Annotated in this window: 15 protein-coding genes and 1 pseudogene; 10 read left to right on the top strand and 6 right to left on the bottom strand. The window is 52.5% G+C overall.

The window, feature by feature from the left end; genetic code table 11:
* Positions 1-129 precede the first annotated feature (129 nt).
* Positions 130-2,457, bottom strand: a pseudogene (locus PSE_RS27380) (VCBS domain-containing protein); the annotation flags it as partial.
* A 601-nt stretch (positions 2,458-3,058) separates the two neighbouring features.
* Between PSE_RS27380 and PSE_RS12415 the strand changes: the two are divergent.
* Positions 3,059-3,301, top strand: coding sequence for a hypothetical protein (locus PSE_RS12415; protein ID WP_014285185.1), 243 nt, complete (start codon positions 3,059-3,061; stop codon positions 3,299-3,301).
* An 83-nt stretch (positions 3,302-3,384) separates the two neighbouring features.
* On the opposite strand, the gene PSE_RS12410 is transcribed toward PSE_RS12415, so the two are convergent.
* The gene (locus PSE_RS12410; protein WP_014285184.1) at positions 3,385-3,741 is read right to left on the bottom strand and encodes a helix-turn-helix domain-containing protein; all 357 of its coding nucleotides are present in this window, start codon (positions 3,739-3,741) and stop codon (positions 3,385-3,387) included.
* A 113-nt stretch (positions 3,742-3,854) separates the two neighbouring features.
* Between PSE_RS12410 and PSE_RS12405 the strand changes: the two genes are divergently transcribed.
* The 5 genes from PSE_RS12405 (at position 3,855) to PSE_RS12380 (ending at position 8,761) form a co-directional block, all read left to right on the top strand.
* Complete coding sequence (locus PSE_RS12405; protein ID WP_014285183.1) at positions 3,855-4,139, top strand: putative quinol monooxygenase; 285 nt, start codon at positions 3,855-3,857, stop codon at positions 4,137-4,139.
* A gap of 428 nt (positions 4,140-4,567) precedes the next feature.
* A complete protein-coding gene (locus tag PSE_RS12395; RefSeq protein ID WP_014285182.1) occupies positions 4,568-5,038 on the top strand; it encodes a cupin domain-containing protein in 471 nt (156 codons plus the stop codon).
* Between the two features lie 11 nt (positions 5,039-5,049).
* Positions 5,050-6,537: an NAD(P)/FAD-dependent oxidoreductase gene (locus PSE_RS12390; RefSeq protein ID WP_041768985.1), complete on the top strand. Its 1,488-nt coding sequence runs from the start codon at positions 5,050-5,052 to the stop codon at positions 6,535-6,537.
* Between the two features lie 302 nt (positions 6,538-6,839).
* Positions 6,840-8,324 (top strand): hypothetical protein, encoded by a 1,485-nt coding sequence (locus PSE_RS12385; RefSeq protein WP_008550081.1) that lies wholly within the window; start codon positions 6,840-6,842, stop codon positions 8,322-8,324.
* A gap of 200 nt (positions 8,325-8,524) precedes the next feature.
* Positions 8,525-8,761, top strand: a complete 237-nt coding sequence (locus tag PSE_RS12380; RefSeq protein ID WP_008549615.1) for a hypothetical protein — start codon at positions 8,525-8,527, stop codon at positions 8,759-8,761.
* 169 nt (positions 8,762-8,930) lie between these two features.
* Here the strand turns inward: PSE_RS12380 and PSE_RS12375 are convergent, their stop codons facing one another.
* The gene (locus tag PSE_RS12375) at positions 8,931-9,809 is read right to left on the bottom strand and encodes a DMT family transporter (RefSeq protein WP_014285180.1); all 879 of its coding nucleotides are present in this window, start codon (positions 9,807-9,809) and stop codon (positions 8,931-8,933) included.
* Between the two features lie 146 nt (positions 9,810-9,955).
* On the opposite strand from PSE_RS12375, the gene PSE_RS12370 reads away from it, so the two are divergent.
* Positions 9,956-10,456: a MarR family winged helix-turn-helix transcriptional regulator gene (locus PSE_RS12370; RefSeq protein ID WP_041768405.1), complete on the top strand. Its 501-nt coding sequence runs from the start codon at positions 9,956-9,958 to the stop codon at positions 10,454-10,456.
* Between the two features lie 184 nt (positions 10,457-10,640).
* Here PSE_RS12370 and PSE_RS12365 read toward each other — a convergent pair whose 3' ends face one another.
* Complete coding sequence (locus PSE_RS12365; RefSeq protein ID WP_041768984.1) at positions 10,641-11,774, bottom strand: zinc ABC transporter substrate-binding protein; 1,134 nt, start codon at positions 11,772-11,774, stop codon at positions 10,641-10,643.
* 250 nt (positions 11,775-12,024) lie between these two features.
* Here PSE_RS12365 and PSE_RS12360 point away from each other — a divergent pair, with 250 nt between their 5' ends.
* From PSE_RS12360 to PSE_RS12350, 3 genes are all read left to right on the top strand, one after another.
* Positions 12,025-12,504: an Lrp/AsnC family transcriptional regulator gene (locus tag PSE_RS12360; RefSeq protein WP_008549632.1), complete on the top strand. Its 480-nt coding sequence runs from the start codon at positions 12,025-12,027 to the stop codon at positions 12,502-12,504.
* A gap of 243 nt (positions 12,505-12,747) precedes the next feature.
* Positions 12,748-13,869 carry a saccharopine dehydrogenase family protein gene (locus PSE_RS12355; protein WP_014285177.1) on the top strand — a complete coding sequence of 374 codons (1,122 nt, stop codon included), beginning with the start codon at positions 12,748-12,750 and terminating at the stop codon, positions 13,867-13,869.
* A 212-nt stretch (positions 13,870-14,081) separates the two neighbouring features.
* Positions 14,082-14,669, top strand: a complete 588-nt coding sequence (locus PSE_RS12350) for a dihydrofolate reductase family protein (protein ID WP_014285176.1) — start codon at positions 14,082-14,084, stop codon at positions 14,667-14,669.
* 49 nt (positions 14,670-14,718) lie between these two features.
* Here the strand turns inward: PSE_RS12350 and cydC are convergent, their stop codons facing one another.
* Both cydC and cydD read right to left on the bottom strand, forming a co-directional pair.
* The gene (gene cydC / locus PSE_RS12345) at positions 14,719-16,455 is read right to left on the bottom strand and encodes a thiol reductant ABC exporter subunit CydC (protein WP_014285175.1); all 1,737 of its coding nucleotides are present in this window, start codon (positions 16,453-16,455) and stop codon (positions 14,719-14,721) included.
* On the bottom strand, positions 16,452-18,257 hold the full coding sequence (cydD, locus tag PSE_RS12340) for a thiol reductant ABC exporter subunit CydD (RefSeq protein ID WP_014285174.1): 1,806 nt from the start codon (positions 18,255-18,257) through the stop codon (positions 16,452-16,454). Before cydD ends, cydC begins: the two co-directional genes overlap by 4 nt.
* Between the last annotated feature and the right edge of the window lie 297 nt (positions 18,258-18,554).

Genomic DNA, 18,554 nt, shown 5'->3' with positions numbered 1-18,554 from the left:
ATTGTTGATCACAACACCCACTGTGGTGCTGTTGTCGATGGTGATGATGTGCGTGTCGTTCACATCCACATCGGTGAAGTCAGCGTTGATGATGACCACGTTGTTGTTCTGAATGATCGTGACATCGATGTCGTTAACCACCGGCGCGTCATTGGTGCCGTTGATGGTCACCGTCACGGTCTTGGTGATCACACCGCCATTGCCATCATTGATGGTGTAGGTGAAGGTGTCTGTTGCAGTCTCGCCGACACCTAGGTGGATGAACGCATCACCACAATCATAAGAGAATGTGCCATCGCCATTGTTGATCACAACACCCACTGTGGTGCTGTTGTCGATGGTGATGATGTGCGTGTCGTTCACATCCACATCGGTGAAGTCAGCGTTGATGATGACCACGTTGTTGTTCTGAATGATCGTGACATCGATGTCGTTAACCACCGGCGCGTCATTGGTGCCGTTGATGGTCACCGTCACGGTCTTGGTGATCACACCGCCATTGCCATCATTGATGGTGTAGGTGAAGGTGTCTGTTGCAGTCTCGCCGACACCTAGGTGGATGAACGCATCACCACAATCATAAGAGAATGTGCCATCGCCATTGTTGATCACAACACCCACTGTGGTGCTGTTGTCGATGGTGATGATGTGCGTGTCGTTCACATCCACATCGGTGAAGTCAGCGTTGATGATGACCACGTTGTTGTTCTGAACGATCGTGACATCGATGTCGTTGACCACCGGCGCGTCATTGGTGCCGTTGATGGTCACCGTCACGGTCTTGGTGATCACGCCGCCATTGCCATCATTGATGGTGTAGGTGAAGGTGTCTGTTGCAGTCTCACCTGCTCCTAAGTCATCAAACTGGCCGTTCGGATCATAGTGGAACTTTCCTTCCACCAAAGTCACTTCACCGGCTGTTTCCGCAGCATCAAATGTAATTGTATGTGTATCGGAATGGTCAGGATCTACAAAGTCAGGTGAAATCTCTAGAGGGCTGTCCTCAGAAGTAGATGCTGCAATATCTGATACGACTGGGGCATCATTGGTGCCAACGACAGTTACAACTACAGGGTGTGTAGCCGTGCCGCCGGCTGTATCTGTAAGCTCTACAGTGAAGGTAAGTTTAACCTGCTCATCTGTAGCCAGATAGTCAAACACTGTTGACGCTGCCTCGAATGTCAGGTTGATACGGCCATCCACACTGCCTTCTGAAGAAGTAACACCTGTCACCTTAAGCAGTTCAGTAAGCTCAGAGTTACTTAGAGAAGAAAGCCCGGTAGCAACACCGGTGAAACTGACGGACGAAACTGTCGCGCTGTGATCTGCATCGGTTATATCCGCATCAGAAAATGCCAGTTCTAAACTGTCTGTAATTATTGAGTTATCAGTGCTCTCCAAAAGGGCTAATTCATTGGAAAGATGAACATAGTTTCCAAGAATATCCCGTTTAAAAGCGTAGACTGAACCTGCATCATAGGCAACATCATCATTACCTGGCGCACCGATATAGATCGTTCCATCTTCACCAATAGATACATTCCGACCAAAAGCGTCGTCTGAAGCTGCATCAGGAGCGATAAGTTTAGTTGAAGTATATCCACCATCTCCATTTGGCGTAAATACGAGTGCAAGTCCCTCAGTGTTGACACTAGGTGCGGTTCCTACAACGATAACACCATCATTTCCAATCGCGATTGAGGTGCCGGCTTTATCTAGTAATGTGGCGTCGTCTACTGATAACTCGATAGGATCACCATATGTTCCATCTTCATTCGGGATGTAGACAAATGCAGAGCCTGTATCAAAGAGGTCAGCATCGGCGCCTTTTGCACCAACAACAATCACACCTTGATCATTAACACTTACAGAGCTGCCAAACTGATCACCAGAGACACCATCTGGCAACAGAAGTTTAGTCGGCGCATCATAAAGCCCTTCAGCATTTTCCTTATAAATATAAACAGCTCCACTCAGCTGTCCGTTATCATCATCACCAGGAGCTCCGACCACCAGAAGTCCAGTATTGCTGGTATTTACGGACTGCCCAAAGAGTGCGCCAACTGCTGCATCCGGTGCTTCCAAGCGCTGAAGAACGTATTCTCCATCAGCATTTTGTTTGAAAACTTGAACGACGCCAGAAGGTTGCATCTCGCTATTCGCAGAATAAGGTGCGCCAGTTACGATTACGCCATCGTTTGTTATCGCAACAGAGCTTCCAAGTGCACCTACACCAGTATTTGCATCGGTTAGCTTGACCGGTTCTCCGTAAGAGCCATTTTCATCCGGGAGATAAACGTATAGCGCACCACCCGCACCATCGGCTTTTTCTCCGACGACAACAACACCTTGATCGTTGATCGCGACGGAAGCACCAAACTTGTCAGGTGTGGCGCCAGCTGGAAGCTTCAGTTTCGTTTCAACATAACCACCTTGGCCGTCAGGCTGGCGAACCATAACAGAACCATTACTTGGTCCAAGCTCATTAGGTGCACCAACAACTAAAGTGCCGTCAGCATTCACCGCAATAGCAGTACCAAACCCGTCTAGGAACGAGCCATTCCCATCAAGCAAAAGCTCTGATGAGGTAATCGCCTCAACAGGACCGAAGACAGGTGCATTATTGGAAGAAACAGAATCAGACATGCCAACCTCAGAAAACTAAAAAATTTCCGAGACGCTTTCACGAAGAAAGCCCGGCATCAAATATGATTTAATTCTCAATTTATATAAGATTAATATAATCACATCTATAGATTAGCTCGATTAAATATTATTATATCAAGAAAACAATCCCAACATGCATATTGCATTGTATATTACTATTGAAACAAAACTTACATGAATTAACTTAGTTCAATTCATCTATTTTTTTTCAATTTCTAGTTGAAATAATAGTGCAAACAATCATGACACTAGATTATGTGTCACAACCATATACGTAAAAGGATCTCAGTTTGATTTCAGTCATCCTACAACACAACAATGTGGGATGTGAGTGACTGGGGGATCTGGTAGGGTTTGGGGAGTGGTTTGGATGAAGATGAGGGATTGAGATATGGGTGGTGTGGTGCAGTCGGATCAGGGGCGGTCGGTGCAGGAGGTGGTGATCATCTGCCTTCGGGTTCTGATCGGGCTTGGGTTTATGGTGTTCAGTGCCTACGTGTTTTATGAGGCGGCGCTTGCGCTTTATAAGCTGGATCTGGTGCGGATGGTTGGTGCGTATTTCCTGTTTTTCTGCACTGTTGGACTTGGACCGTTTTTCTGGCCATTCTCCTGGCCGTTTGGAGACGACCATTAGAGCATGAAGGCTTGTTGCCTCCTGCTCTTACCAGATCATCAGTGAGCATCTCGGTCTTATGACGTGGAGATGCTCTTGTTTTATCACGCTTCAGCTTCTTCTTTTACGGCGTGCTCTACGCCCCAATCGCGCAGGGCCATGATGATTGGGCGGAGGGTTTCTCCTTTGGGTGTGAGGGAGTACTCCACGTGAGGTGGGACGACCGCGAAGACTTTTCTTGAGACGAGACCATCTGTTTCCAGCTCGCGCAACTGTTTGGTCAGCATGCGCTGTGTGACTGTTCCCACTTGCTTTTTCAGCTCGCCAAAGCGCTGGGTGCCTTCCATCAGATGGAAGAGGATGACACCTTTCCATTTACCGCCAATCAGCTCCAAGGCTGCTTCTACCGGACAGCCCTGACTGCAGTCATAGTTTTCAAAACGCTGGTTCTTATCGGTCATTGTCTCACCATAGTATACAATCTGTACCTATAGGCCAAAATTGTGCGTACTTGTTATTGGTATAGCGACTATATAGGTTCTCTGTGACGAAAACAAAAGAGAGGATCACTCCCATGACCCTGACCATTGTCGCAAACATTCATGCAGCCAAAGGCAAAGAAGATCTTGTGAAGGTTGAGCTTGAAAAGCTGATTGATATCACCCGCGCTGAAGCCGGCTGCCTGCAGTATGACCTGCACGTGGACAACGAAAACCCTGGCCACTTCATGTTCTATGAGAACTGGGAGAACCGTGAGCTGTGGCAGGAGCACATGAATGCACCACATCTGGCTGCTTATATGGTGGCAACAGAAGGTGCTGTTGATGAGTTCACCGTGAACGAAATGTCCCGCATCTAACAGCTTGCCTCTCCGTTTTGCAGAGTCTTCCCACTTCTGAGAAGGCTCTGCAAAAATTTAGGGGCCGTTTTGCATGCCCTATTCGCACGGTGTCTAATCGCAATCATTTCCGCAGGTTAGACTTTGTTACGTGCCTTTTGCATTTATCGTTCTTTCCTCCCCTTCTGGTCTTTTTGCCCTTCTCATAAAATTTTAAGCTTGAAATATTCACCTTCGCAGATATCATTGTTTTAAGTTTAAAAAAGAATCTATCCAGAACAGATAAATAGTTATCTCGCAGATGCGAGATGAATTCAATTCGCATCGCCTGAATGCCTAGTATTTCCATGTATTCATGACGGAAGAGATGCGAAGATAGATTGATAAATTTTCAAAATAAATAATCAGAGCTAAGCAGCCACTTTATTCTATTGAGGAGGAGGGAATTTATGTCTGATCAAGTCTTGACGCCAGAAGGTGCTTTGCAGGGTGTGACGCTTGTGGGGGAAGGCATTAATGACAACACCAGCTGGAATGTTGTTGGCCATACATACACACCTAAAGTGCTGACTGAAAACGTGTTTATCTGGCATGCGGCCATACCGGACGGGACATTTGTGCCGCCGCATATTCATCCGACACAGGATGAATGGATCACGGTGCTGACGGGTGAGCTTGAGGTGGAGTTTGGAGAGGCCTGCCATAAAGCCAGCCCGGGAGATACGATCAGAATGCCGCGTGGAATTGCGCATGGGATCTTCAACCGTTCCGGCGACGAAGCGACCTGCGTGTTCGGTGTGGCCCCTTCCCGCAAGCTCTATGATCTGTTTGAGGCTTTGGACGGCGTGACAGATCCGGAAGAGCTTGTGCGCATCTCTGCCCTTCATGAAGTCGACTTCCTTCCGCCACCTGCTGAATAAGGGTGGCTGACATGGTGAAGAAGAAGAAAGTTGCTGTCATTGGCGGCGGCGTGAGCGGTCTTGCGGCTGCGAAAGCCTTTGACGAGCGTGGGCACCGGGTGTTCGGGTATGAGCGCACGCATGATTTCGGTGGGGTCTGGGAGCTTTCCAGATCCTATCCGGGGGTGCAGACGCAGTCTCCAAAAGATCTGTATTGCTATACGGATCTGCCCATGCCCGATGAGTATCCGGAATGGCCTAAAGGGCCGCAGGTGCATGCCTACCTGCATTCCTACGCCCTCAAACATAAGCTGCATCGGCTGTTTCAGCTGAACACCTCGGTGCTTTCCATGGACCGGCGGGAGGACGGACAGCCGGGATGGACACTGACACTGGATGCAGCGGGCAAGGTTCGCAAGGAAGACTTTGACTTTGTTGTTATTTCAACGGGCCAGTTTTCTGAGAAGAACATCATTAGTCATCCCGGACAGGAGGCGTTTGAGGCGCAGGGCGGTGCTGTTATGCACTCCTCCGACTACACTGATCCTTCCCGTGCCCAAGGCAAACGGGTGGTGGTGCTGGGCGGTTCTAAATCAGCGACTGATGTGGCGGTGAACGCGGCGCAAAATGGAGCGTCACAAGTAACATTGGTGTATCGTGAGCCCGTGTGGCGGGTGCCTTACTTTGTGGGCGGCATCAACTTCAAGCGGTTGCTTTACATGCGGGCACAGGAGCTGCAGTTCAACAGCTGGGGCCGAAACCCATTGCAAAAGGCGATGGCTACGCTGGCCAAGCCGTTCATCTGGGCGAACTTCCGCGGGCTTGAGACGCTGTTGAAGCTTCAGTTGGGGCTGAAGAAGTGGGATATGGTGCCGAAGGTGCCTATTGAGAAGGACATCTCCTGCTCTATTCCCATCGTTACACCCGGTCTGTTTGAGGGGTTCAAGAGCGGCAAGATCAAGCCGGTTCAGGGCACCATTGATCATTATGAAGGTGATCAGGCCGTGTTGACGACGGGTGATAAGGTTGGCTGCGACGTGTCCGTGTTGGCCGTTGGCTGGAAGCTGGGCATTCCATACTTGGCAGAGGAGTATCGTAACAAGCTGATTGAAGATGACGGGCAATATCGCACTTACCGTCTTTCTGTGAACCCTGACCTGCCAGAGATGGGATTTGTGGGCTTCAACTCCAGCTTCTGTACGGTGCTTTCAGCCGAGATGATCGCCAACTGGCTGGTGCGGTATGCAGATGGGCAGTTGGCCAACCAGCCATCCGACACGCAGATGCGTCAGAACATTGACGAGATGCTGGATTGGCGACGGGATGACCGGCCTGCGGCGCAGGTTTATGGCGGGCTGTGTTCTGCTCCGTTCCACTTCAAGCACTTTGATGAGTTGCTGCAGGACATTGGAGCTGCCAAGCGCAAGCGCAGTAATCCGCTGGCTGAGCAGTTCTCCTACCCCAATGCGCAGGCCTATGGGTCTTACCTAAAGTCAGCTCCGCAGTATTTTGCGCAATAACAAGATCGTGAGAGACCGTCATCCGTTAAGCCTGCAGCGGCAAATGGCTGTTTCTCACGGCTAAAGCCTAAATGGTTCTCTTGCGCCTTGTGCTTCGCGGAAGGTGCTGGAGAACCTCTTATAAACGGTGGTGGGCCGAGTTTTAATCAAACCGGTGTCAACATGACAATGCTGGCATAACCATCGTGAACTTTGTGAACACGCCACGAGACATTTTATCGATTATTTTAAAGCCCATGCAATGCGCCCCCGACATTGTTCAGAGATGAAGTCGTATGGTCATCTTTCTGAGGAGTGTGTCTATGCTGGGTGGAGCACAACAACAACCTGAGGGATCAGGAAATCAAGACGAGCTGAGCTGGGCGAAACGCGTTTTTCAGGAGCTGAGCATCAAATTTCCTGATGATGTGCAGCAGGCTGCGCAGATTCTAGCCAGCGTCCCCAAAGACGACAAGCTCACCGTTGCCGACAACAAGGCCGTTGAAGCGTCGATCGCACAGATCGCCTCTGAAAGTAAGGCCGCTCACAAGACAGCTGACAGCCTGATCAAGAGCATCGTGACCGTGTTCACGCGCCTTGAGGGAGATGACGAGCTGAAAGGCACGTTGGATGCCATGAACGCTTATACGGGTGATAACCCGAAATATGGTGTTGTGGGACAGCTGGGTGCCGGTGGTTTCACCAAGATTGTCGACAGTGCCAAGAAGGGCAAGGAAGACAACGATATTACGATCCGTGAAAAAGGCACCGCTTACTTCGATCTGTCCAACTCCCCTGCTTTCCGGCAGGCCATGGAGAAAATCTACAACTCTCCTGAACTTCAGGAGAAGATGAAGGACATCATCGATATTGAGTACTTGAAGAGCTTCAAGTTCGGTCGCCCGCGCAATGCGAGATCCGACGCTGATCCAGATGAGCTGAAGCTTTACACTTACCGAAACGAGAACAAGCAGAACGCTTCTGAGCATCCAGAGCTTTACGGCGAAGTGCCCGGTTCCGAGCAAGTTGATGGACCGGTTCCGCAAAACGACGCGCTTGCCGGACAAAGCCTGACGGCCAACCAGCGAAAGTATCGTGAACGCAGTAAAAAAGGCGGTGACGGTGCCTGGGCATCAGCTGCTGATTTGAAGGCGAACAAGCGCCTGACAGAGCGCGAGGAGAACTTCGCAAGAACCAATCCGCGCAACCGTCATGACCGTGAGGATTATCAGTTCAAGGAAGGCAAGCCTGTCAAAGGCGGCGATATGCCTGACGACAAGGTGATTGTTGAGCATCAGCCCGGCTTCTCTGTCTGGGATGTGAAAGACGGCACTGGCTTTGCCAAGGATGCCGAGATGCACAACAAGCCAACGGTGGCAGGTCCGTCCGGTACAACAGACCGCTTCCTCACCGGCATTCGCCTACTTGGCAAAGGTGTGATGAAAGAGCTGGGTCTGGAAGGTCCGAATGCTGATAACCAGGTGAAGGAACTTGGGCGCTGGCTGGCCACCGGATATCTGGTTGGCGATGAGCACCACTCTGCCGTTGAGGTTAATCTGGGTGCTGCCAACCACGGCCTGAAGCCGCAGTGGGGTTCTGATCTTTATACAGAACCATTCTCTGAGCCTATCAAAGGTAAAGGCTTTGAGATTTCCAGCGAAACGGTTGTCGACCAGCTTGAGACCAAGCTGGAAACTGCGGAAGACGATGCGGTGAACAGAGACGCTTATCGCTTCGATCTGGAAGGTGGCTCGAAGGGTAAAGTGATGCCGGATGGCAAGGTGCAAGCACCGAAGCCTTCCAGATAGAGGCATCTGCATCCAGAGGCTTTGTTCTATAAAACAGGCCGTTTGAGAACAGAAAAATTCATGAAAATTGGGCAGCCCAAACCGCGTGTTTGGGCTGTTTCTGCGTGGTTGTAGGGCCAATCCTTAACATCCGTTAGGAGAATTTTAATGGAATCATTTCACAATGAGAACATAGGAAGAACATCGGGTGCTAAATTACTATGTCCAAGAAGTTTCAGTGGCGTCAGCTTTGGAGAAATGTCCCTGATCACAGCGTGGGTACGGGCGTTCTTAGTACTGAAATGAGCATGCGCGTGCATCGCGAAGACGGCGATACGCACCGCAAGCCATGGCGGTGGGAACTGCACCACAACGGTGTTGTGTGCAAAGGTGACGTCAATGACAAGGTTGAGGCCATGCAAAAAGCGCAGGACGCTTACATCGCTTACCTGCGCTAATCCTTTCTTCTTTACGTTGATACGTCTTCTTTCCCGAAAACCGAATCCGAATTTCGGGAAAACGCTTTAGAGCATGTTGCGCTCATTTGCATTCACGCCTCATACTCTAACTTCTTTATTTTGAGCGAATTCTTGTCGTTTGATTGAATTCAATCAAACGGAACGCACTCTAGCTGGTTGCCGCCGCATCTTTCGTTTGTGTTGCAACTTTCGCCGCGCTTGGAGTCTTCAGGGCGTAGACGATACTTCCCAGCACGATGACAATGCCAGTCCACTGGCGCCAGCCAAACTCCTCGCCTACCAACAACTGACCGCAAAGCACTGCTGAGACAGGGTTGACCAGTGACAGGAAGCCGATGGTTGTGGGATTGAGTTGGACGATGCCGTTAAGCCAGTTCACAGAAGCCCAGCCCATTCCCAAAATACCGATCCAGAAGAATGCCAGCGCCATGTTCAGGTCTGGTACTGGGGCAGCCCCTTCCAGCATAAGGGCGATTGGTACGGCGTAGAGACCGCCGAGGGTCACGTGCCAGCCGGTGTACGTCACCATGCTGACATCCGGTCTGCCCCACTTCCCGCTCAAATACACGCCGGTGAAGGTGCTCAAACAGGCCGCGAGTGCAGCGCCGATGCCGATCCAGTCCAGTTCCACTGCTCCCAGCAGCAACATGCCGACGCCAAACAGGCCAATGAGCGAGGCAAACATCTGGCGTGCGACCGGCGTTTTGCCGTCCAGTATCCAGATGTAGAAGATGATCTGTAGCGGCAGCGTTGCCATGAGTGTTCCGGCCATGCCACTTGGGAGGCGGAAGGCGGCGATGAATACGAAGAAGATCATGGAAAGGTTGGTCAAACCAATGATCATGGCCCGCTTCACCCATTGGCCTTTCAGCACTCCGGGTGCAAAGGCAAGAAGCAGCAGGCCGGCGGGTAGCAAGCGGTAGACGACCATCCAGACCGGATCTTCTGATGGCAGAAGCAGCGTGGTGACAGCGTAGGTGGTGCCCCAGATGGCGGGGGTGAGCGCTGTGCGCAGCTGAACGAGCATAATATCTCGACCTCAATTATTTTGATTTCAAACTAATTTACATGATGCTTAGGATATATACGCAGAACCGTCAAGTATCTTGATATCAAGTAATTCCTCTGCAATATACCTTTGTATTGCTGCAAGCCAGATTATTGAGAGTGACCATGAGTGATCACGTTGCACGCGTCGTGCGCCAGTGGAAGAGCGAGTATCCTGAGGTTGATGCCAGCCCGATGTATGTGCTGGCGCGGATGATGCGGATCAACATGCAGACCAACAAGGATCTTTCGGCCAACTTTGCCAAGTTTGGTCTGGCGACGGGTGACTTTGATGTTTTGGCAACCTTGCGCCGGAGCGGCGAGCCCTACGCGCTGCGCCCGACCGAACTCACCAAATCCAGCATGCTGACATCAGGCACCATGACCAGCCGGTTAGACAAGCTGGAGAAGCTGGGGCTGGTGTGCCGCAATCCTAATCCAGAAGACCGCCGTGCGCTGATGATCCACCTGACAGATAAGGGCCGCGCGCTGGTGGAAGAAGCTGCCGCCAAGCATTTTGCGTTAGAAGCGGAGATGCTGAAGGTGCTGAACCCGCAAGACCGAGAGGCGCTGGAAGGCATTTTGGAAAGATGGAGCCACAGGCTGGAAGAAGAAGGTGCGATGTAATCCCCCACAGGGAGATCACACCCGTCTATGCACCTGATCTTCTCGCAGGCCCTTCATGAAAACTGGTAGAAGATTTTCAGGAGTGCGTTTGCAGCCCATGGCCCCAGTTTGGGGGTGAGCGAAACAGGCAGCCCATATTGTTTTGGAGCCGCCTGTCTGCCTGTTGTTCTTGTTATTTCAAAACCTATGAGTTGCCAGAGAGGCAGGTGTTGAACGCGGAGCCCATCTGCTTCAGCAGCTCTGTGTAAAGCTGCGGACCGGAGTCCAGAGTGGATCCCAGAGGATCAAGCTCAGCAGAGCTTACGCCAGTTCCCTCTTTCAGTACTGCAACCATTCTTGGGTTGAACTGAGCTTCAGAGAAGACGCAGCTCACGCCCAGATTTTCCAGCTTTGCGCGCACTTCAGTCAGGCGCTTTGCACCTGGCAGCACTTCCGGGCTGACAGTCACGGAGCCAACTGCGTTGAGGTTGTATTCCTCTTCGAAGTAACGGTACGCGTCGTGGAACACCACGAACGGTTTGCTCTGATAACCTTTGAGATCCGCTTTCAGAGCATCAGAAACCTTGGAAATCTCTTCAGCTTCCGCCTTTGCATTGGCTGCATACTTGGCAGCGTTTGCAGGGTCGGCCTTGGAGAGAGTTTCTTCAATCTCATGCAGCATGGCGATTGCATTGGTTGGAGACAGCCAGATATGCATGTCGAAAGCTTCTGCGCCGTGGTCATGACCTGCATGTTCAGCATGTTCCTCATGCTTTTCATGATCAGCATGTTCTTCGTGCTTCTCGTGGTCATGCTCAGCATGCTCTTCGTGCTTCTCATGGTCATGATCGGCATGGTCCTCATGCTTCTCATGATCGTGATCAGCGTGCTCTTCATGCGCTTCGTCGGCGTGTTCTGCATGCTCTTCAGCAGTTTCGCCCGCATGGTCATCGTGATCGTGACCTTCGAAGTTGCCACCTTCACGGAAGTTCAGAAGCGTCAGACCGTGGGAATCTTTCAGCGTTACGATGGTTGCATCGTTTGCAAGGTTCTCAAGCGGGGTTTCAAGGAAACTTTCCATCTGCGGGCCGACCCAGAACACGACGTCGGCATTTGCAATCTTGCGTGCTGTTGACGGACGCAAGCTGTACGTGTGCGGAGACCCTGCCCCTTCGACGACCAGATCAGGCGTGCCCACGCCTTTCATCACGCTTGCCACAAGAGAGTGGATCGGCTTGATGGACGCCACCACTTTGACCTCGGCCTGTGCCAACGCCGGGAAGGATACGCTTCCAGCAAGAAGGCCGAGAATGCTCATTGAACTCAGGAGATGCTTCATACGTGCCACAACCATCCGTTATAGTATTACACTCAAATTTGTTACTTTATAACGTCACATATTTTCGAGCGCAACGGGCTTTTTGGGATTTCTGCAGCCTTGGGAAAACCTGAAGATCGGATATGAGTTTATCCTTTGATCTCAAAGGTTTTGTCGGCAGATCGCATTGTTAGCTGTTAGTTTTACCTGATCACACTGCCAAATTGACGATATTACTGTTATATTGCCGCAAAAATTTGAAGGACATTGTATGGCCGAGATTAAGGATGAGCTGGACCGCAAGCTGATTGCCATTTTACAGGGTAATGCCCGGGAACCGGTTTCTTCAATTGCGCGGCGTCTGGACGTTGCCCGCTCCACCGTTCAGGAGCGTATTGCCCGCCTTGAGCGCAAAGGGATCATTATCGGCTACACAGCCATCCTTGGAGATGAGCAGGATCAGAAGCGCGTTCAGGCCCTTGTGATGCTTTCTGTGGCTCAGCAGCGCTCCCGCGAGTTGATTGCCCAGCTGGAGTCCTATCCTGAAATTCGCAGCTGCCTGACCATCTCCGGCGAGTTTGATCTCTGCCTGATTGTGGAACCGGATCGTCTGGAAGAGCTGGATGCGGTGCTGGATGAGATTGCTGCTATCCCGGGTGTGGAACGCACACGTTCTTCTATCGTGCTGACGAAAAAGTTTGAACGACAGCGCCCTTTCATGCCTCAAAACACCTATAGCATTGAGAAGTAAGAGCTCTTGCGCATTCGTATATTTTGCCCAGGTGATTTAAATGGCCTCAGCTGCGTATTTTCACCGAGGCGAATCGTGTGCGCCTTACACGCCTGGATCGTCATTTTTACTTTTTTAATGTCAATATGACATAATCACCGTCACTTCAACGAGATAAAGCGTCATTTCGGCAAGTTGCCCCGTAAACTCCGGCAGTGTTTTCACGTAGACTTATCGTCAATCGAAACAAGCTTGGAGGGGTTTATGAGCCGACATCATGTTGCTGTTGTGGGTGCAGGTAAGATCGGTGGGATGATCGCTGCACTGTTGCAAGGTTCAGGTGACTATCAGGTCAAAATGCTGGACCAGAGTGTGGAAGCGCTGGGAGCGTTGGACGTGCCGCATGTGACAACAGAAGCACTGGACGTGAGTGATCTGGGAAAACTCACGGAAGCTCTTAAAGGATGCAAGGCAGTCATTTCCGCTGCACCGTTTTTCCTGACACCGGTGATCGCGCAGGCCGCGAAAGATGCAGACTGTCATTATCTTGACCTGACCGAAGATGTGGCCAGCACTGCAGAAGTGGAGAAAATTGCGGAAGGCGTCAATAAGGCGTTTGCTCCGCAATGCGGCCTCGCACCCGGTTTCGTTTCCATTGCCGGTTATGATCTGGCAAAGCAGTTTGACAGTCTTGAAGACCTGCATCTGCGCGTGGGCGCCCTGCCCCGTTATCCAACCAACAAGCTGAAGTATAATCTGACTTGGTCCACCGATGGTCTGATCAATGAGTACTGCAACCCATGTCTTGCTATTGAAAATGGCGAACTGACCAAGGTGCCAGCTCTGGCTGGATTGCAGCACTTCTCGCTGGACGGCGTTGATTATGAGGCGTTCAACACGTCCGGCGGCCTGGGCTCATTGTCTGAGACGCTGAAGGGCAAAGTGCAGAGCCTGCGTTACCTTTCCATCCGCTACCCAGGTCATCGTGACATCATGGAGTTGCTGCTGAAGGATCTGGGCTTCATCAACAAGCGCGAGCTGCTGAAAGAAGTGATGGAAGATTCCATTCCGGTGACCATGCAGGATCGCGTTCTCATCTTCATCACTGCCACCGGTATGAAGGATGGCCGTTTCCAGCAGAAGTCCTACTCTCACGTGGTCAACGACCGTGAGATCATGGGCAAGCACTGGAGCGGTATTCAGATCACGACCGCTGCCAGCATCTGCGCTACGCTGGATCTGATGATGGAAGGCAAGCTGAACGCGAAGGGCTTCGTGAAACAGGAAAGCATCAATCTGCATGACTTCCTCTCCAACCGCTTCGGTAGTCTGTACAACAACGGTGACACCGATCATGAAACACCGGGCAATCAGATGGCCGCCTAAGGCTGATTGATCCTCGTGATCCATAAGAGAACTCAAGCGCGGCCTCAGATCTGGGGCTGCGCTTTTTTACAGGTATCGATGCAAGGCGTGACGCGCCCTGTATTATGCATAGATTTTAAAAGGCACGTTTCAACTTCCGTCGCCCTTCTTAGTTTCACCATGGGCGATCTTCATACTCAGCTCACTTCAGATGGCCCCGGGGACCAGACGTCATGCGTGATCTTGCAATTCTGACCTTCCAAAGCGTTGATGGTGTCATGCAGGCGCCGAGCCATCCTGATGAGGATCGCTCTGACGGCTTTGATCTTGGTGGGTGGGCTCAGCCCTATTGGTTGGAGGTGATGGAGCTCGTAAAAGCTGAAGCCATGTCCCTGCCCTACGACTTTCTTTATGGGCGCAAAACTTACGATCTGTTTGCAGCCTTCTGGCAAACGGCAGACCCTGATGATCCCGCCACACAAGCGATCAACTCAGCCCAGAAGTATGTGGTGACGTCTCAGCAGGATGATCTGGGGTGGGTCAACACACAGCGTGTCCATGGAGATCTGCCTGAGGTGATTGGCACATTGAAAGCGATGGATGGGCCACTTTTGCAAGTGCATGGGAGCTGGAGGCTTATTCAGCAGCTGCTGGAGCATGATCTGATTGATGAGTTCCGGCTTCTGACCTTCCCGGTGATCCTGGGCAAGGGCAAGAAGTTGTTTGAGGATGGCGCACCGGTACGCGCGCTCAAGCACATCAAGTCAGGGCATACGGCAGGTGGTGTGAAGATGGATTTTTATCGGCGCACTGCTTCGTGAATGCGGCGGCAAAGCACTGGCAACGTCAGGCGTCACCAGTGCGTTTGTTTTAATCGTCGCGGAGGCGACCTTTGATTTCGTCAGAGAGAGGCAACTCAACTTCCATCAGTTTGCCTTCATCCAGCATCAGCACGCGATCTGCGCCTTCCAGCTCACTGGCGCGGTGGGAGACCATAAGAACGGTCTTGCCACGTGTCATGGCGCGGAAGGAAGCCAGCACTTTATCAGCTGTCGCATGGTCGAGGCCTTCAGTGAGCTCGTCTGCAATCCAGATCTCAGGATTGCGCAGGTAGGCACGGGCGAGCGCCAGACGGCGCCCTTCACCACCAGACAGGCCAAGACCACCTTCACCCAGGCGGGTTTCCAGTTTTTCCTGACGGCCTTCTACCAGCTCTTTCAAACCAGCGTGGGCCAGAGCTTCCCAGAGCTCGGCATCTGATGCGTCTTCGCGAGCCACACGCAGGTTTTCTGCGATGGTGCTGTGGAAGATCTGCGTGCGCTGGCCGACGACAGTAAGGGTTGCGCGGAGTTTATCTTCAGCAAGACAGCTCAGTTCAACACCGCCAATCTGGATGGAGCCATTCTGCGGAGTTTGCAGGCGCGCCACGATGGCTGCCAGAGTGGATTTGCCAGCACCACTTGGGCCAATGACCACGGTACGGCTGCCGGTTGACAGAGCCAGGTCAACATTGTCCAGAATAGCAGCAGCCTTTGAGGTGTAGGCAAACTGGATATCCTTGAGGCTCAGTGCATCTTTACCCGCTTCAAACACAGGTGTCTCAGAGTTGCTGCGTGCCGTTTGCAGAACTTCGCTGTCCTGCCCCACTGTGAGCAGAGAACGGACGCGGTCAGCTGCACCGGACATCTTACTCCAGCTGCCAGCGCTGTTGGCGATGGAGATAAGCAGTTCCGGCAGAGCGAGTGCCACGAAGGCAAACAGAGCGATGTGTTTCAGCTCCATCTGGCCTTGCTGGTAGGAGTAGGCCGCGAACAGGAAGGTCACAGCCACCATTACCTGGCTCATAGTGCTGACAACGGCCTGATTGCGCATGTCGGTCAGTTCGGTCTGCTCTTGCGCATCATCCAGCTGGTTGACGGCTTTCAGAGCTGCCTGACGCTGTTGTTCCAGACCACCGAAAACAGAAAGATCACGGCGACCACGCACCAGATCAGAGACACGAACCCGAAGGGCATCTCGGGCTGCATTGAGCCGGCGTGCATGGGCTTTCTGGCGATGTCCACCGGACTTTGCAAGAACTGTCAGCCCGGCTGCCTGTACCGCACCCAGAGCGATGGACGCCATTGGGGAATACTGCCAGAGGATGACGAGGGTCAGGCCAGTGATAATGGTTGCAGAAGCAAGCGGAACCACAAGACGCAGGAACAGGCCATCGAGCTGGTCCACATCACTCACCACGCGGGAGAGCGCGGTTGCAGAACGTTGGCTTAAAGTGCCGTTGCTTTCGCGGGCAACAAGACCACGGAACACGCCGGAGCGTAGGTTTGCCAAAAAGCGGAAGGTCGCATCGTGGGTAATCACCCGTTCCAGATAGCGGCCGAAGATACGAATGGCGGCATACCAGCGAATATGACTTGCAGCAGCGCTGTTAAACGCAATAGCACCAGCAGACAGGCCTGCGATGGCGGTTGCTGTGATGAAGTAGCCGGAAACAGCGAGCAGTGCGATACCAGCAGCAGCTGGAAGGAAGGCCAGAAACAGGCCACCCCAGAATGCTAAAGGCTCTTCCTTTTGCAGGAGCCAGATGATGCGAAGGGACGATCTCATTGCTCTTCTCCTTCACGCTCATTCACTTCAACCAGCACGCCTTCTTTCAAGGTCAGCACACGGTCAGCAGACCCGAAGACACGTGGGTCATGGGTTGCGACCAGAACAGGCTTGTTGTGTGCCAGCTTCTTCAGCGCTGCGACAACTTTCTGTGCGGTTGCACCGTCTAGATCAGCGGTTGGCTCATCTGCGATGATCAGTCTTGCGTCTTTACGTAGAGCTGCGCGGGCCAGTGCGAAACGGCGGCGCTCGCCCAGAGACAGGCCTTTGCCGTCTTCACCGATCTGACCGGACAGACCATCCGGGATCTTGGTGAGCAGCTCATCAACGGCTGCCAGCTTCAGAGCTTCGGTCAGCGTTGCATCATCGGCGGACTTATCCGCGCGACGCAGGTTAGCCCGCAGGGAGCCATGGAACAGCTCAGGATTTTGGGAAAGGACAGAGATGGCTTGTTGCCAGTTGGTCAGGCCGTATGAGGTCAGTGGCAGGCCGCCATATGCGATCTGGCCCTGATCTGCTGGCAGGAAGCCAAGGATGCAGTCCATCAGAGTGGATTTGCCGGTACCGCTTGGGCCTTTGACAACGACCAGTTCCGGCTCTCCCAAAGACAGGTTTACGTCCTCAAGGATCGTACGGTGGCCGCGGGAGACACTGAGGCTTCTGACTGTCAGCGCGCCGGTTTCCGGCAGCGGCACGACATCGATACCTGTTCCGATGATATCTTCCAGACCGTCCTTCTCCAGCTGCTTTTGCAGTTCAACAATATGATCCGCTGCTGCGAGGCCAGCCGCGCGGTCATGATAGGCTGCAGCAAATGCGCGGAGCGGTGCAAAGTACTCAGGGACGATCATCAGCACGAACAGGCCACCCGCCAGTGTCAGCGGAGAACCATAGGTGCCGAAGCTCCAGTCGCCCAGCAGAGAGTAACCAACGTAGATCGCAGTGATCGCGATGGCTGCAGCGCTGAACAGCTCCAGCGCCGTGCTGGAGAGAAAGGCGATGCGCAGAACGCGCATGGTGGACGTGCGGAAGTCGCCACCCAGTTTACGGATGTCGTCTTCGGAGCGCTTAACAGCACCGAACAGGCGCAGGGTTTCCATGCCTCTGAGGCGGTCAAGAAGGAGGCCGCCCATATCGGCGAGAACGCCAAGTTGCTGATCGCTGGCTTTCTTCGCGCGGATACCAACAATTGCCATGAAGACCGGGACCAGAGGCCCAAACACCAACAGGCAAAGCGCTGCAAACCAGCTGACATAGGCAACTGAGGCGACCAAAAGTAGCGGAACAAGTGATAAGCGTGCCTGAATAGGGAGGAACCGACCAAGGTAAGGCCCAATGGCCTGAATATGGTCGACAGCAATGGAAGCCACCTTCCCGCTTGCTGGAAGTTCTGTCGCCGGGGACAGGTTGGTCAGATTGCTCAGCAGACTGGTTTCTAGTCTGTGGCGCGCCTTGGAGGCTGCGCGAACAGCAATCTCGCCGCCCTTCACCTTCAGCACATGGCGGATGGCGGACAGAATAAGAATGGAGGCTGTTGCATAAAATGGATCGAGGCCTGGTCCGTGTGGATCAATCAGGCCAGCAATTGCCAGAGCCAGAAGTGCAGCCTGCGGAATCCAAAGGAGTTCCGAGAGGCCTTGCAACAACGCGCCGCGCTTCACCAGTTTCATTTCCGGGCGAACCGCTTCCTGAAGCCAGATCTGACCCGCGGACTTTTTGCGTCCACGTTTCTTGGCGGTGGCGTTAACCTCCGCAACTTCAGCATCGGATAGCTCTGTTACATCTGCTAGGTTTTCAGTCATTCCGCTTGTCCGGTTCCCTCTTAGCCGGGGCATCTGCCTGTAACTCTAATCAGCAATTTCCGAAAAAACTCTTCAATTGCCTAGACTTGCTTGTGCAAAGGAATCGACCCGTCCGGTGTTCCACTGCAACATGCTCGTTAGAATTACTCCAGTTTTTTAATAAATCGCAATAAACTCAGAGGTGAAGACCCCCCATTTAGTATGGGACATAAGCGCACAGGTGCGCGCATGGAGAGATCTACGGTGCCTCAGAGCGCCTTGCTTTTGCCGAGGTTTACGGGGTTTTACCGAAGAGCT

The sequence above is a fragment of the Pseudovibrio sp. FO-BEG1 genome, from assembly GCF_000236645.1.
In the GTDB taxonomy this organism is placed as follows: Bacteria; Pseudomonadota; Alphaproteobacteria; order Rhizobiales; family Stappiaceae; genus Pseudovibrio.
The sequence above is the reverse complement of the archived record's forward strand: the minus strand, read 5'-3'. Positions and strand labels throughout refer to the sequence as shown.